Source organism: Pseudomonas sp. AC169 (assembly GCF_979258515.1).
In genome coordinates, this window is record NZ_OZ409866.1 from 5,892,945 (window position 1) to 5,907,470 (window position 14,526).

At 59.8% G+C, this 14,526-nt stretch carries 11 protein-coding genes; 7 read left to right on the top strand and 4 right to left on the bottom strand.

All coding sequences use genetic code 11. The annotated features are described in order from the left end of the window. The first annotated feature begins 27 nt into the window (after nucleotides 1-27). From ACZZ0G_RS26275 to ACZZ0G_RS26285, 3 genes are all read left to right on the top strand, one after another. On the top strand, nucleotides 28-1,716 hold the full coding sequence (locus ACZZ0G_RS26275; RefSeq protein ID WP_463558141.1) for a polyurethane esterase: 1,689 nt from the start codon (nucleotides 28-30) through the stop codon (nucleotides 1,714-1,716). Between the two features lie 198 nt (nucleotides 1,717-1,914). After that, the gene (locus tag ACZZ0G_RS26280) at nucleotides 1,915-3,768 is read left to right on the top strand and encodes a polyurethane esterase (protein WP_463558142.1); all 1,854 of its coding nucleotides are present in this window, start codon (nucleotides 1,915-1,917) and stop codon (nucleotides 3,766-3,768) included. A 240-nt stretch (nucleotides 3,769-4,008) separates the two neighbouring features. Then, nucleotides 4,009-4,383, top strand: coding sequence for a hypothetical protein (locus ACZZ0G_RS26285; protein ID WP_463558143.1), 375 nt, complete (start codon nucleotides 4,009-4,011; stop codon nucleotides 4,381-4,383). Nucleotides 4,384-4,516: 133 nt separating this feature from the next. Here ACZZ0G_RS26285 and ACZZ0G_RS26290 read toward each other — a convergent pair whose 3' ends face one another. After that, nucleotides 4,517-4,741, bottom strand: coding sequence for a YgdI/YgdR family lipoprotein (locus ACZZ0G_RS26290; protein ID WP_077572987.1), 225 nt, complete (start codon nucleotides 4,739-4,741; stop codon nucleotides 4,517-4,519). 194 nt (nucleotides 4,742-4,935) lie between these two features. On the opposite strand from ACZZ0G_RS26290, the gene ACZZ0G_RS26295 reads away from it, so the two are divergent. The 4 genes from ACZZ0G_RS26295 (at nucleotide 4,936) to ACZZ0G_RS26310 (ending at nucleotide 11,442) form a co-directional block, all read left to right on the top strand. Next, on the top strand, nucleotides 4,936-6,588 hold the full coding sequence (locus tag ACZZ0G_RS26295) for a VRR-NUC domain-containing protein (RefSeq protein ID WP_463558144.1): 1,653 nt from the start codon (nucleotides 4,936-4,938) through the stop codon (nucleotides 6,586-6,588). Then, nucleotides 6,585-8,903: an ATP-dependent DNA helicase gene (locus ACZZ0G_RS26300; RefSeq protein ID WP_463558145.1), complete on the top strand. Its 2,319-nt coding sequence runs from the start codon at nucleotides 6,585-6,587 to the stop codon at nucleotides 8,901-8,903. The genes ACZZ0G_RS26295 and ACZZ0G_RS26300 overlap by 4 nt, the downstream gene beginning before the upstream one ends. 5 nt (nucleotides 8,904-8,908) lie before the next feature. Continuing rightward, on the top strand, nucleotides 8,909-10,828 hold the full coding sequence (locus ACZZ0G_RS26305; RefSeq protein ID WP_397480650.1) for a PAS domain S-box protein: 1,920 nt from the start codon (nucleotides 8,909-8,911) through the stop codon (nucleotides 10,826-10,828). A 77-nt stretch (nucleotides 10,829-10,905) separates the two neighbouring features. After that, the gene (locus ACZZ0G_RS26310; protein ID WP_016983364.1) at nucleotides 10,906-11,442 is read left to right on the top strand and encodes a hypothetical protein; all 537 of its coding nucleotides are present in this window, start codon (nucleotides 10,906-10,908) and stop codon (nucleotides 11,440-11,442) included. A 528-nt stretch (nucleotides 11,443-11,970) separates the two neighbouring features. Here ACZZ0G_RS26310 and ACZZ0G_RS26315 read toward each other — a convergent pair. The 3 genes from ACZZ0G_RS26315 to ACZZ0G_RS26325 form a co-directional block, all read right to left on the bottom strand. Further along, nucleotides 11,971-12,267 carry a hypothetical protein gene (locus ACZZ0G_RS26315; RefSeq protein ID WP_463558146.1) on the bottom strand — a complete coding sequence of 99 codons (297 nt, stop codon included), beginning with the start codon at nucleotides 12,265-12,267 and terminating at the stop codon, nucleotides 11,971-11,973. Between the two features lie 187 nt (nucleotides 12,268-12,454). Beyond that, nucleotides 12,455-13,798, bottom strand: a complete 1,344-nt coding sequence (locus ACZZ0G_RS26320; RefSeq protein ID WP_463558147.1) for a cation:proton antiporter — start codon at nucleotides 13,796-13,798, stop codon at nucleotides 12,455-12,457. 45 nt (nucleotides 13,799-13,843) lie between these two features. Beyond that, nucleotides 13,844-14,455 carry a Yip1 family protein gene (locus ACZZ0G_RS26325; RefSeq protein ID WP_463558148.1) on the bottom strand — a complete coding sequence of 204 codons (612 nt, stop codon included), beginning with the start codon at nucleotides 14,453-14,455 and terminating at the stop codon, nucleotides 13,844-13,846. Nucleotides 14,456-14,526: the final 71 nt, after the last annotated feature.

Genomic DNA, 14,526 nt, shown 5'->3' on the forward strand with positions numbered 1-14,526 from the left:
GGTTTTTTAAGGAAGAGAGAGCACAACATGGGACTGTTCGATTACAAGAATGCCGATGGCAAAGCGTTGTACAGCGACGCCATCGCACTGACGCTGTACGCCTACACGCCGACCGGCAAACCGTTGCCGGCCACCGCTTGGGCGCCGGTTACCGCGACAACGCTGGGTTATCAAGGCAAGGTCGGGCCACAAGGTACGTTCTTTGGTGAGAAGGACGGCTTCACCAGCGCCGAAGCCGAAGTGCTCGGCAAATACAACGCTGCCGGCAAGTTGATCGGTATCGGCGTGGCCTTTCGTGGCACCGGCGGGCTCGGTTACAGCGACACTTTCGGCGACCTGAAAAACAACCTGCTGGCCGCCATCGGGCCGTCGGATTACGCGAGCAATTACGCGAAAAATGCCTTCGACAATCTGCTCAAGGCAGTCGCCGCGTTCGCCATTGCCAACGGTATCGCCGCCAAGGACGTGCTGCTCAGCGGCCACAGCCTCGGCGGGCTCGGGGTCAACAGCGTGGCCGAGCTGAGCGCGAGCAACTGGGGTGGCTTCTTCAAGGACGCCAACTACATCACCTTTGCCTCGCCAACCCAGAGCAGTACCGGCAATAACGTGCTGAACATCGGTTTCGAGAACGACCCGGTGTTCCGTGTGCTCGACGGCACCACGTTCAGCACAGCCTCGATGGGCAAGCACGACAAACCCCACGATTCGACCACCGACAACATCGTCAACTTCAACGACAACTACGCTTCCACCGCGCAGAACCTGGTGCCGTTCAGCATCGTCAACCCGCTGAACTGGTCGGCCCACAGCTCGCTGGGCTATGCCGATGGCTTGAATCGGGTGATCGATTCGACGTTCTACAACCTGACGCATAAAGACTCGACGATCATCGTCTCCAACCTGGAAGAAGCTTCTCGCGGCAAGACCTGGGTTGAAGATCTCGGTCGCAGCGGCGAGCCGCACACCGGCAGCACGTTCATCATCGGCACGCAAAGCAATGACTGGCTCAAGGGCGGCGCGGGCAATGACTTCCTTGAAGGTCTGGGTGGCGATGACCGTTTCCGCGATGACGGCGGCTACAACATCCTGCTCGGTGGCCAGGGTCACAACACCTTCGAACTGCAGAAACCGTTGCAGAACTTCAGCTTCGCCAACGACGGCGACGGCACGCTGTACGTGCGCGACGCCTACGGTGGCATCAGCATGACCCGCGACATCGGCGCGCTGGTGAGCAAGGAATCGGGCTCGTGGTGGGGCAGCAAGGAAATCACTTGGGGCGTCACCGCCAAAGGCTTGACCAATGGCAATGAGCTGACCCAGTACAACCACTCACTGAGCGGCGATGGTTACGGCAATGCGTTGCACGCCACGGCTGACGGTGACTGGCTGTTCGGCCTCGGTGGCGACGACAAACTGATCAGCGACAAGGGCCATGTGACCTTCGTCGGTGGCGCCGGCAATGACGTGATGAGCGCAGTGGGTGGCAACAACACCTTCCTGTTCAGCGGTGCGTTCGGTTTCGATGCCATCAACGGTTATCAGGGCAGCGACAAACTGGTGTTCATGGGCGTTGAAGGCGCGGGGCAGGGCTATGACTACAAGCAACACGCGTCGCAGACCGGCAACGATACCGTGCTGAAGATTGGCGACTATGCCGTGACCCTGATCGGGGTGGGAGTGGCTAACCTGTCGGACTCGGCGTTCGTGTTCGCCTAGATCCAATGTGGGAGCGAACCTGCTCGCGAATGCGTAGTGTCAGTTGAAGTCTTCGTACCTGACACACCGCCTTCGCGAGCAAGCTCGCTCCCACAGTTAAAAGCAACAAGTAGTACTGAAATGCTCCGGGGCGTCCCCGTGGGGCGCCCTGGCTGTGAGCTATCTCTAACAATTCCAACAAAGAGAGAGGCAATAGCAATGGGTGTGTATGACTACAAGAACTTCGGTACAGCCGATTCCAAGGCGTTGTTCAGCGATGCCATGGCGATCACGCTGTATTCCTATCACAACCTCGATAACGGCTTTGCCGCCGGTTATCAGCACAACGGTTTCGGCCTCGGCCTGCCCGCCACGCTGGTCACGGCGCTGCTCGGCGGCACCGATTCGCAAGGGGTGATTCCCGGCATTCCGTGGAACCCCGACTCGGAAAAACTCGCCCTCGACGCCGTAAAAAAGGCCGGCTGGACGCCCATTACCGCCTCGCAACTGGGCTACGACGGCAAGACCGATGCGCGCGGAACCTTCTTCGGCGAGAAGGCCGGTTACACCACCGCCCAGGTAGAAATTCTCGGCAAGTACGACGCTCAGGGCCATCTCACGGAACTTGGCATTGCCTTTCGCGGCACCAGCGGTCCGCGGGAAAACCTGATCCTCGACTCGATTGGCGACGTGATCAACGACCTGCTCGCCGCCTTCGGCCCCAAGGATTACGCTAAGAACTACGTCGGCGAAGCCTTCGGCAATCTGCTCAATGATGTGGTGGCGTTTGCCAAGGCCAACGGCCTCAGCGGCAAGGACGTTCTCGTCAGTGGTCACAGCCTCGGCGGCCTGGCGGTCAACAGCATGGCCGACCTGAGCGGCGGCAAGTGGGGCGGTTTCTTTGCCGATTCCAACTACATCGCCTACGCCTCGCCGACCCAGAGCAGCACCGACAAAGTGCTCAACGTCGGCTATGAAAACGACCCGGTGTTCCGCGCCCTCGACGGCTCGACCTTCACCGGCGCCTCCGTTGGTGTCCATGATGCGCCCAAGGAGTCGGCCACCGACAACATCGTCAGCTTCAACGATCACTACGCCTCGACCGCGTGGAATCTGCTGCCGTACTCGATCCTCAACATCCCCACCTGGATCTCGCACTTGCCGACCGCGTATGGCGACGGTATGAACCGGGTGATCGACTCGAAATTCTACGACCTGACCAGCCGCGACTCGACGATCATCGTCGCCAACCTCTCGGATCCGGCGCGGGCCAACACCTGGGTGCAGGACCTCAACCGCAACGCCGAAACCCACAAGGGAAGCACGTTTATCATCGGCAGCGACGCCAATGACCTGATCCAGGGCGGCAGCGGCAACGATTACCTGGAAGGCCGCGCCGGCAACGACACCTTCCGCGATGGCGGCGGCTACAACGTCATCCTTGGCGGGCAGGGCAGCAACACCCTCGACCTGCAAAGCGCAGTGAAGAACTTCGACTTCGCCAATGACGGTGCCGGCAATCTGTACATCCGCGATGCTAACGGCGGGATCAGCATCACCCGCGACATCGGCAGCATTGTCACCAAGGAACCGGGCTTTCTCTGGGGGCTGTTCAAGGACGACGTGACCCACAGCGTTTCGGCCAGCGGCTTGAAGGTCGGCAACAACCTCACTGCTTACGAGTCCAGCGTCAAAGGCACCAGCGGCGCCGACACGCTCAAGGCACACGCCAGTGGTGACTGGTTGTTCGGCCTGGACGGCAACGATCACCTGATTGGCGGCGCCGGTAATGACGTGTTTGTCGGCGGTGCCGGCAATGACCTGATGGAGTCGGGCGGCGGCGCGGATACGTTTCTGTTCAACGGTGCGTTCGGGCAGGACCGGGTGGTCGGTTATACGTCGAATGACAAACTGGTGTTTCTCGGGGTGCAGGGTGTGTTGCCGGCGGAGGATTTCCGTGCTCATGCCGCGACCGTTGGACAGGATACGGTGCTGACGTTTGGCAACGATTCGGTGACGTTGGTCGGGGTGTCGCTGAATAGCCTGAGTGCTGACGGTGTTGTGATCGCTTGATGTTGATGGGGCGCCGGTGAGGGCCCTTTCGCGAGCAAGCTCGCTCCCACACTGGGTCTGTGTCGTTTACAAATCCCCTGTGGGAGCGAGCTTGCTCGCGAAGAACGATAACTCGGTTTCAAAAGTGACTCGATGGCCACGACCTGACTCAAACCCCTGCAAAACAGGAATTGCGGCCTAAAGCCAGCACGTGCGCACACGTTCTATAGCTAGCCGCCATTGAGTACAGGAGATTCAAACGTGAAAGGTTTCAAGGGGTATGTCGGGTTCGTCGCACTGGCGCTGTGTTCGGCCAATGTCTGCGCCGATCTGCCTCAAAGCTCGATTCTGAGCCGTTATGGCGTGACCACCGATCAACTGCCGAGCCCGGCGAAAACCGAAGTAGTCGAACCGGTCGAAGAGACGAGCCGCTTTCAGATTCGGCCCGAACAACCGTTTGTGACCATCCGCCTGGGTGACGGCAAGCAGCCGCAAACCACCGGCAATCTGAGCATCGATCGCATGGCGCAGCAGGATCTGGAACGCTGCCGGCGCTTGCAGGGTGAAGTGGTCAAGCGCGGTGGCACGTACATGCCGTGCGACGGCAGCCTGCCGGGCATGCCGACTTTCGAATAACACTCAATGATCGTTCCCACGCTCTGCGTGGGAATGCCTCAACGGGCGCTCCGCGTTCGGCTCTGGATGGGACGCGGAGCGTCCCGGGCTGCATTCCCACGCAGAGCGTTGGAACGATCGGCATGAGCGAAACCTAGTCTTCTTCGCGCACCGTGGCCACTTCATCAGCGCGGACTTTCACTTTGGCTCCGGAAATATCCTCGAACTCATAGAAGCCGTCCTTGGTTTTGGTCTTCGGCATGTCCTTGGTCAGATACTGGGTGCCGTTCTGCAGGGTGACCACTGTCGGGGTCGAGCAACCGGCCAGTGCCAGCGCGGCAACGACGGCGAAAGGGATGCCCAGTGATTTGATTTTCATACCCACCTCTAAATCCTCATTCGATGTGATGCCGAGCATTGTCGGCCCTCTACCGCGGTTGGTGCCATCCCCGGGGGAAAAGTTCGACGGTCCGGGAAAAAAATGCCATTGATCCTTTTCCGTTTGCGCCGGACCGGGCAGAGCTGTTATCTGTACGCATAACCAGTACTCGCTCGCCATGGCCCAGAATTCCCGTGACTGCCAATCCCCTCGACGACCCGTTCTATTACCTTAACAACTTCCGGCAAGTGCTTGATTGGCTTGAGCTTCGCTATGCCGATGTGATGAGCGAACCGGAATATGCGTTCATCCGCGACTTCAAAGCCTTGCCCCGTGCCTCGCAGGGTTTGCTGGTGCGGATGGTCATGCGCAAAGGCGTGCATTTTCGCGCCGGCAAACTCAATTATGTTGAAATCGGTGACATCGCCGAGGCCGCGCAACCTTTGCTCAGATGTGGCTGGATCGACGAACACGCGCCGCTGGCCCTCGCCGAATTGTTCGACGTGTTACTCAAGGCCGAGATCCTGCAAGCGTTTGCAGCCTTCATTGAGCAGCCCAAGGGCCGCAAGGACGATTGGCTGGCGCTCCTCGCCGAGCAGTTTGCAGACCCTCGCAGCCTGCGCGACTGGGCGCCGCTGCTCGATGATCGCTTGTTCAGCCTGACCATCATGGACCTGTGCGACCGCTTGCGGCTGATGTTCTTCGGCAACCTGTACCAGGACTGGTCGGAGTTCGTTCTCGCCGACCTTGGCATCTTCACCTATGAAAAAGTCGAATTCTGCGCGGATTCGCGAGGGCTGCGCAGCCGCGAAGACGTCGACGCCTGCCTGTTCCTGCACCACTGCCAATTGCGTTTCGAGGCCGGCGAGCCGTTGGAAACCATCGTTGAGCAGGTCAGTGCATTGCACTTCGACAACCCGTGGCTGCAACGTCGGCGCGGCAAAGTGCTGTTTCAGATCGGCCAGTACTGCGAGCGCATCAGCGAATTTGCCCTGGCCCTGAGCATTTACCGTGACTGCGCCTATCCCGGCGCCCGTTTGCGCATGATCCGCGTGCTGGAGCGCAGCGGCGAATACCCGTTGGCGCTGGAACTCGCCACATTGGCGGCACAGGCGCCGGAAAGCGCTGCCGAGCAGCAGGGCCTGCAACGGATTCTGCCAAGGGTGCGGCGCAAACTCGGCGGCCCGCCACTCAAGCGCACGCCGGCGAAAGCGGTCGAGCGGCTGGATCTGCAATTGCCGCGCAGCGATCCGGCGTTGTCCGTGGAGTATTACGTGCAAGCGCATCTGCACGATGACCACGGCCCGGTGCATTACGTGGAAAACAGCCTGATCAACTCGCTGTTCGGCCTGTTGTGCTGGCCAGCGATCTTCGCGCCGTTGCCCGGGGCGTTTTTTCACCCGTTCCAGCGTGGCCCGGTGGACCTGCTCAACGAAGACTTCCAGCAACGCCGCGCCGAGCTGTTTGAGGCCTGCCTGAGCGAACTCGACGACGGCCGCTATGCCGCGACCATTCGCCAGCGCTTTGTCGACAAATGGGGTATCCAGTCGCCGTTCGTGTTCTGGGGGGCATTGAATGAAACGTTGCTGGAGCAGGCACTCGCCTGTCTGCCCGCCGAACACCTCAAGCACTGGTTCAACCGTTTGCTGCTCGACATCAAGGCCAACCGCGCCGGCATGCCCGACCTGATCCAGTTCTGGCCGCAGCACAAAACCTACCGAATGATTGAAGTGAAAGGCCCCGGCGATCGCCTGCAGGACAACCAGTTGCGCTGGCTTGAGTTCTGCCATCAACACCAGATGCCGGTGGCGGTGTGTTACGTGCAATGGGCGGAGCAGAGCGTTTGAGCTACAGCATTGCCGTGCGCGCACTGTGCGAGTTCACCGCCAAGACCGGCGACCTCGACCTGCGCTTCACACCATCACCCACGGCGCTGGAAGGCATCGCCGGCCACCGCACCGTGGCCTCACGGCGCAACGAGAAATATCAAAGCGAAGTGGCGCTCGAAGGCGAGTTCCTTCAATTGAAGGTCAAGGGCAGGGCGGACGGCTATGACCCGGCGCAAAACTGCCTGGAAGAAGTCAAAACCTACCGGGGCGACCTGAGCAAACAACCGGCTAATCACCGCCAGTTGCATTGGGCGCAGGCGAAGATCTATGGCTGGTTGATGTGCCGTAAGCTCCAACTTGAACAGATCAATCTGGCGCTGGTGTATTTCGATATCGTCAGCGAGAAAGAGACTTGCCTGGTCGAGGCGTTCAGTGCTGATGCGTTGCAAGCTTTTTTCGAGCAGCAATGCACGCTGTTCCTGCAATGGGCCGAACAGGAAATGGCCCATCGCGAGGCGCGCAATCTGGCGGCGCAGCAACTGGCGTTTCCCCATGCGGATTTTCGTCCTGGTCAGCGGCATCTGGCTGAGTCGGTGTTCAAGGCCGTCAGCACCGGGCGCTGCCTGATGGCCCAGGCGCCGACCGGCATCGGCAAAACCCTTGGCACGCTGTTCCCGATGCTCAAAGCGCTGGCGCCGCAGCAACTGGACAAGGTGTTCTTCCTCACTGCCAAGACACCCGGGCGCAAACTGGCGCTGGATGCCAGTCAGGTACTCTTCGATCAGTCGCCAGCCTTGCCCTTGCGGGTGCTGGAAATGGTCGCCCGTGACAAGGCTTGCGAACACCCGGATAAGGCCTGCCACGGTGAATCCTGCCCGTTGGCCCAAGGCTTTTATGATCGCTTGCCGGCCGCGCGGGAAGCGGCCAGTCGAATCCGTTTGCTCGATCAAGCGGCCATGCGCGAAGTCGGCGCGCAGCACGCGGTGTGCCCGTATTACCTGAGTCAAGAGATGGCCCGTTGGGTAGACGTGGTGATCGCCGACTACAACTACTACTTCGACTTCAGCGCCATGCTGTTCGGTCTCGCCCAACTCAATCAATGGAAAGTCGCGGTGCTGGCGGACGAGGCGCACAATCTCGTCGAACGTGGCCGGCAGATGTACAGCGCCAGTCTCGATCAGTTCACCTTGGGCAGCGTGCGCAAAACGGCACCGGCGCCGTTGAAAAAATCCCTGCAACGCATCAATCGTGAATGGAACGCCCTGCATGCGCCGCAACTGGCGGCGTATCAGGCCTACGACAAGGCCCCGGAAAAACTCCTGCAAGCGATCTCGCTGTGTTGCGCAGCCATTGGCGATTACCTCAATGACCATCCGCAGGGTCTCGACAGCGCGTTGCAGAACTTCTATTTCGACCTGCTGCAATTCGCCCGGGTGGCGGAGCTGTATGACGAGCATTACCTGTTCGACATCAGCAAGCGCGACCTCGACCGCAAAAAGCCGCTGTCGCAATTGTGCCTGCGCAATGTGGTGCCGGCCGCGTTCATTGGTCCGCGCCTGAAAGCGGCGCGCAGCAGTGTGTTGTTTTCTGCCACCCTCAGCCCACGTCACTATTACGCCGATTTGCTCGGCACGCCCGCCGACACGGTGTGGATCGACGTCGAATCGCCGTTTAGCGCCGAGCAGTTGCAGGTGCAAATCGTCAGCCGCATCTCGACGCGCTTCAACCGTCGTCAGGCTTCGCTGGAGCCGATCGTTGAACTGATCGCGCGGCAGTTCAGTGAGCGCCCCGGCAACTACCTGGCGTTTTTCAGTAGCTTCGATTACCTGCAACAAGTGGCGTCGTTACTGGCCGAGCGTTATCCGCACATCACCCTCTGGCAACAATCGCGGGGCATGCTCGAAGGCGCACGGCAGGCATTCCTCGATCAGTTCACCGCGCACAGCCAAGGCGTCGGCTTTGCCGTGTTGGGTGGTGCATTCGGTGAGGGCATCGATTTGCCCGGTTCGCGCTTGATCGGTGCATTCATCGCGACACTGGGGCTGGCGCAGTTCAATCCGGTCAACGAACAGCTCAAACACCGCATGGCCGCCATCTTCGGTGCCGGTTACGACTACACCTATTTGTACCCCGGCGTGCAGAAAGTGGTGCAGGCTGCCGGCCGGGTGATCCGTACCCGCGAGGATCGCGGCGTGGTCATGCTGATCGACGACCGCTTTGCCGAGAGCCGGATCAAACAACTGCTGCCAAGCTGGTGGGCAATCAAAAATGAGCCGGCCGCTTCCCAATTCGCCGGATTGACGCATACTTCTGCTCATGACAATGGCTGGTGAGCGTGATGAGCGAAAACAACAAGACCGCGGCGATCGAAGAGATGCGTTTTCGTCTGCTGATCGATGCGGTGGTCGACTATGCGATCTACATGATCGATCCCGACGGCATCATCACCAGTTGGAACTCCGGCGCCAAACGCTTCAAGGGTTATGAGGAGGCGGAAATCCTCGGCGAGCATTTTTCGCGTTTCTACACCGCTGATGATCGCGCCGCTGGCCTGCCGCAACGGGCGCTCGATACGGCGATCCGTGAAGGGCGTTTCGAAGGCGAGGGCTGGCGGGTGCGCAAGGACGGCACCAATTTCTGGTCGCACGTGGTGATCGATCCGATCATTGATCCCAACGGCAAATTGCTCGGCTTCGCCAAGATCACCCGCGACCTCACCGACCGCAAAATGGCCGAGGAAACCCTCAAGCAAAGCGAGCAGCAGTTCCGCTTGCTGGTGCAGGGCGTTACCGATTACGCGATCTACATGCTCAGCCCCGAAGGCCGGGTCAGCAACTGGAATCAAGGTGCCCAGCGGATCAAGGGTTATCTGCCGGGAGAAATCATCGGTCAGCACTTTTCGGTTTTCTATACCCCCGAAGACCGCGAGCTCGGCGAGCCGCAACGGGCGCTGGAAATCGCCACCCGCGAGGGCCGCTTCGAAAACAAGAGCTGGCGCATGCGCAAGGACGGCACGCGGTTTCTCGCTCATGTGGTGGTTGATGCGATTCGAGGCGACACCGGCACTTTGCTCGGTTTTGCCAAGATCACCCGCGACATCACCGAAGCCCATCAGGCCCAGCAGGCGCTGGAGAAAACCCGCGAAGCGCTGTTCCAGGCGCAGAAGATGCAAGCCATCGGGCAACTCAGCGGCGGCATCGCCCATGACTTCAATAATCTGCTGACGGTGATTCTCGGCAACCTCGAGATCGTGCAAAAGCGCGTGGGCGACGATGCGAAAATCAGCCGCCTGCTGGAAAACGCCACCCAAGGTGCCTTGCGCGGGGTGTCACTGACCCAACGCATGCTGGCGTTCGCCCGGCGTCAGGAGCTGAAGACCGAGTCGGTGGATATTGCGCAATTGGTTCAAGGCATTACCGGGTTGTTGCGCAGCTCCCTGGGTCCGGGCATCCGTATCGACACGCGGTTTCCCGAAGATCTCGAGCCGGTGCTGGCGGACACCAATCAGCTGGAACTGGCCTTGCTCAACCTGGCGACCAACGCCCGCGACGCCATGCCCGACGGCGGTTCGGTCAGCATCAGTGCTGAACCGCAGGTGGTGCTCGAACTCAGTCATTCGGATCTGCCGGCAGGTCGTTACGTCTGTCTCAGCGTGATCGACAGCGGCGAGGGCATGGACGAGCACACGTTGGCGTCGGCCAGAGATCCGTTTTTCACCACCAAAGGTCTGGGCAAAGGCACTGGGCTCGGCTTGTCGATGGTCCACGGCTTCATGGAACAGCTCGGTGGGCGTTTTGTCCTCAAAAGCGAAAAGGCCCAGGGCACCACGGCTGAACTGTGGATTCCGGTGGCCGTCGAGGGCATGACCAGCAAGCCGCTGCTGCCACATGCCGAACCGGTGGTGGTGCCAAGACTCAGCGTACTGGTGGTGGATGACGACTCGCTGGTATTGACCAGCACCAGCCTGCTGCTCGAAGACCTTGGCCATCGGGTGGTCAGTGCGACGTCCGGGGCGCAGGCGCTGGCGCTGTTCGATCAGGGCGAGGTGATTGACCTGATGATCACCGACATGGCCATGCCGCAGATGAGCGGCGCGCAACTGGCCCACGCGGTGCGGCTACTCAAACCGGATCTGCCGATCATCCTCGCCACCGGATACGCCGAGCGCCTGGAAGGTTTTGCCGCGCAACTGCCACGCTTGCCCAAGCCGTTCACGCAGATGAATCTGGTGGCGATCATTGCGCAATCGATGAAGTGAGGCGCCGGGCAATCCGGCTGAACTTGCGCGCCAACGGGGACTTCTAAGTGTTTTCCCCACCCCGGAGCGTGCGTCTTTTGTCTCGCATACTGACTGAGCCAACTGCTGAAGAAACCCTGACCGAACACGACGCCAAGATGTTCGGCTCACCCAAGGAACGGCTGGATTTCTATCGGCGGGAGATCCAGTACGAAACCAGCATCCTCGCCAACCGCACCGATGCTTATCTGGCAGCCCAGTCGTTTCTGGTGATTGCCTTTGCCTCGTGCATGGCCAACCTCAATCCGGAGTGGGGCAAGTTGTTCACGCTGGTGGTGCCGCCGTTTCTGGCGCTGCTCGGGTTGCTCAGCTCGCTGAATGCCTGGCCGGGGATTCGCGCCGCGTACGACATCATCGATCACTGGCATTTCAAGCAGAGCCACTTGCTGCACAGCGAGCCGCTGATGGGCCTGGCGTATGACGAATCGCCGCTGTTCAGCGAGATGGAGTCGAGCCACAAGGGTTATCGCAAGTCGCTGCTGTTTTCCGTGCGCACGCCGTGGATTTTTGCGACGTTCTGGGTGTTGTTGGGGAGTTATGCGGTGTTTATCCAGGTGACCAATCCGGGGGGATGATTTGCGGGTACAGAAAAGCCCGGCTTATGTGGCCGGGCTTTTTCATTCGCTTGGAATTTGTGTTGCCATTCAGATCGATCCCCCTCACCCCAACCCTCTCCCCCAAAGGGGGCGAGGGGGAAGGGAGCAGATCTTCGTTGTAGCCAAAATCTGCGTACGACTCGGTATCTCACGTCGGCGTATCTCAACCATTCACCTCGGTCAGTCCCCTCTCCCTTTGGGAGAGGGCTAGGGTGAGGGGCTGTCAGGGTTCACTCGGAAGGGAGCCGATCTCTGTCGTGGTCAGAATCTGCGTACGACTCGGTATCTCACGTCGGCATACCTCAAACATCCATCTCGGTCAGTTCCCTCTCCCTTTGGGAGAGGGCTAGGGTGAGGGGCTGTCAGGGTTCACTCGGAAGGGAGCCGATCTCTGTCGTGGTCAAATCTGCGTTCAACCCGGTATCCCAAGTCGGCGTACCTCAACCATTCACCTCGGTCAGTTCCCTCTCCCTCCGGGAGAGGGCTAGGGTGAGGGGCTGCTCTGGCTCACTCCACGGTCTCAAGTTCTCGACGCAACGCTACCGAGTTCTGCGACGACATCGGAATCGGCGGGAAGTCTTCGTTCAAGACGCACAAATGGTCGATGGCATCTTCAAACATCGCATCGGCTTTCTTGCGCAGCGCTCGGTAGCGCTCAAACTGCTCGATGTCCAGATCAGCCACATCGAGCAGCGCATTGGCTGCGCGGTTGAGGGTGTGGGCGTTATCGAACAATTGACGATTACGTTCCAGAGCCAGTGCTCTGCAAGCCTTGATTTGTGCAGGAGTCGAGCATTCTTTCATGACCGTGACCTTTTTCTTCAAGGGTTCCGTTTCATAGGCTTGGCGCCGCAGGGGAACCGAACCTGCCGGGCCCCGCTGGACTCATCTGGCGGGGGGTTATGCTTGTGACTGTCGGCCGCTAACCCGGGATCCATTTTTTTACAGAAAAAAATTCGATCAATCGACTGTTGATATCCGCTTGGAAAAATCAGGTTTTTCGTTTTTTGTGTTGTTCGTAGCGGGCGAGGATCGGTTGCGTGCTGATCCCGTGCAGCAAAATGCTCAGCGCCACCACCGACAAGGTCAAGTCGGTACACACAGTGGCCACGCTATCGGTCAGCCCGTGATTCAAGGCATAAAACAGATAGAACAGGCTGCCGATCCCGCGAATGCCGAACCAGCCAATCAACAGCCGTTGCCGTCCCTGCAGCAACGCGCCCCAAGGCATCAGCGCGACGCAGGCCGGACGGATCAGGCAGAACAACACGCCGCCCACCAGCAACGCCCGCCAGTCCCAGTGCGCCACCAGCACCACGCCGAGCAGGGTCACCAGAAACACTTCCATGGCGCGCTCGACCAGACTGCCGAACGACAACATATCGCCCATCATGATGCCGGCGGCAACCTGGCTGCTTTCCAGCCGTTCGGTATCGCCATGCACCGCGTGTTGCGGTTCGACGTTCTGATGACCGACCACCGGTTGCACCAGATGCTCGGCGGGTGGCTGGCCGGCGCCGGTGGATTTGACTTCGACCTGACGCAATCCCAACCCGGCAGCGAACACTGACAGAAAGCCGTAACCGCCGATGGCCTCGGCAACGACATACGCCAGAGCAATCAACGACAACGCCAGATAATCATTGGGGCTGAGCGTGCTGTCGTCATTGTGAATACGCAGCGATAAAGTCACGCGGCCAATACCGCGGCCCATCCAGTAACCAGTGAGCAATCCGGCGGGCACCGCCCACAATAAACTGCGTAATACCCAGCCCTGCCATTCGGCGGCAGAACCGTCACCGTGGATCAACAACAAGCCGAGAATCACAAAAGGAAAGGCCACGCCGTCATTGAGCCCGGCCTCACCCGACAATCCGAAACGCACGCTGTCGACATCCCGCGCATCGTTGACCTGCACCAACGCCGCCAGCACCGGGTCGGTCGGTGCCAGAATCGCGCCGATCAACAGCGACGGACCCCAAGGCAATTGCAACGCAAAGTGCAACAGCAGACACACCCCGGCGATGGTCACCACCATCACTGGCCCAGCCAAGCCAAAAGCAATTCGCCAACGCTTGTCGCGCAAGGGCAAACGCAACTTCAAACCGCAGACGAACAAGGAAAAGAGCACCGCGACTTCCGTCAGGTGCTCCATCCACAGCGAAGCGTTTTCCAGGGACAGTTTCAGCAGATCGAGGCCGCTGGGGCCAATGCCGATTCCCAACAACAGACAAACCGCCGAGGTGGTCACCGGCATCCAGCGCAGGTACGACGACGTCAGTGCCAAGGTCAACAGCACGGCGCCGAGCACCGCCACCCACACGATAAAACTCATGATCTGCCGCCCTCAAGTGGTCGATATGACGGCAATCGCACCGGGTCAGCCCACGGTCGTGCGCAGATACTCAGGTGTGAGCACGTTGAACCACAGCAGAATCATCGACACCAGAATAGTCACCATCACCAGCAAACCGACGCCCCACACGCAGGCGGCGTTGAGCAGGCCTTGCTCCTTGCGCTCATGCATAAAGGTCGGCAGGCCGACGAACAACAGAAACGTCGAATACACCGAGGCCGCGCCGAGTACCAGAATGGCCAGCCAACGGCTCGGGTACAGCCCGGCGATGCCGGCGACAAAGAACGGCGTCACCGTGTAAGCAGCGAATCCGATGCATTGGTTGAGCGTCGGGCGTGCATCGAATGCACGTGACATCCAGCGAATGAAACCACCAATGACCGCAACGCCGGCAACCATGGCGATGTACAGCAAGATGCTCAGTTGCAATGCACTCGCGCTGCTTAACCGTACGGTTTCACCGGCGGCGAGGCTCCAGCCGACATAGGTTGTACCGATGAACAGGCACACCGACGGAATCAACGCCAGCACCAGCAGATGGGCGAGGTAATGCCGGGGATGGGCTTCTTCTTCGCGACGGATATCGGTCCAGGCGAAGTTGGGTTGAGTGAAGAGCTTGATGAGAGGGGCGGACATGACAATCTCCTGATCCTGGCGACCTGTTGGGGCTCTTAAAGGTATGGAGAAGTACTGTGTCAGCGGGTTCA

Excerpts from the sequence above, each read along its gene's own strand:
- ACZZ0G_RS26275 (WP_463558141.1), top strand. The coding sequence starts at position 28 with ATGGGACTGTTCGATTACAAGAATGCCGATGGCAAAGCGTTGTACAGC.
- ACZZ0G_RS26280 (WP_463558142.1), top strand. The coding sequence starts at position 1,915 with ATGGGTGTGTATGACTACAAGAACTTCGGTACAGCCGATTCCAAGGCG.
- ACZZ0G_RS26290 (WP_077572987.1), bottom strand. The coding sequence starts at position 4,741 with ATGAAAATCAAATCACTGGGCATCCCTTTCGCCGTCGTTGCCGCGCTG.
- ACZZ0G_RS26305 (WP_397480650.1), top strand. The coding sequence starts at position 8,909 with ATGAGCGAAAACAACAAGACCGCGGCGATCGAAGAGATGCGTTTTCGT.
- ACZZ0G_RS26315 (WP_463558146.1), bottom strand. The coding sequence starts at position 12,267 with ATGAAAGAATGCTCGACTCCTGCACAAATCAAGGCTTGCAGAGCACTG.
- ACZZ0G_RS26320 (WP_463558147.1), bottom strand. The coding sequence starts at position 13,798 with ATGAGTTTTATCGTGTGGGTGGCGGTGCTCGGCGCCGTGCTGTTGACC.
- ACZZ0G_RS26325 (WP_463558148.1), bottom strand. The coding sequence starts at position 14,455 with ATGTCCGCCCCTCTCATCAAGCTCTTCACTCAACCCAACTTCGCCTGG.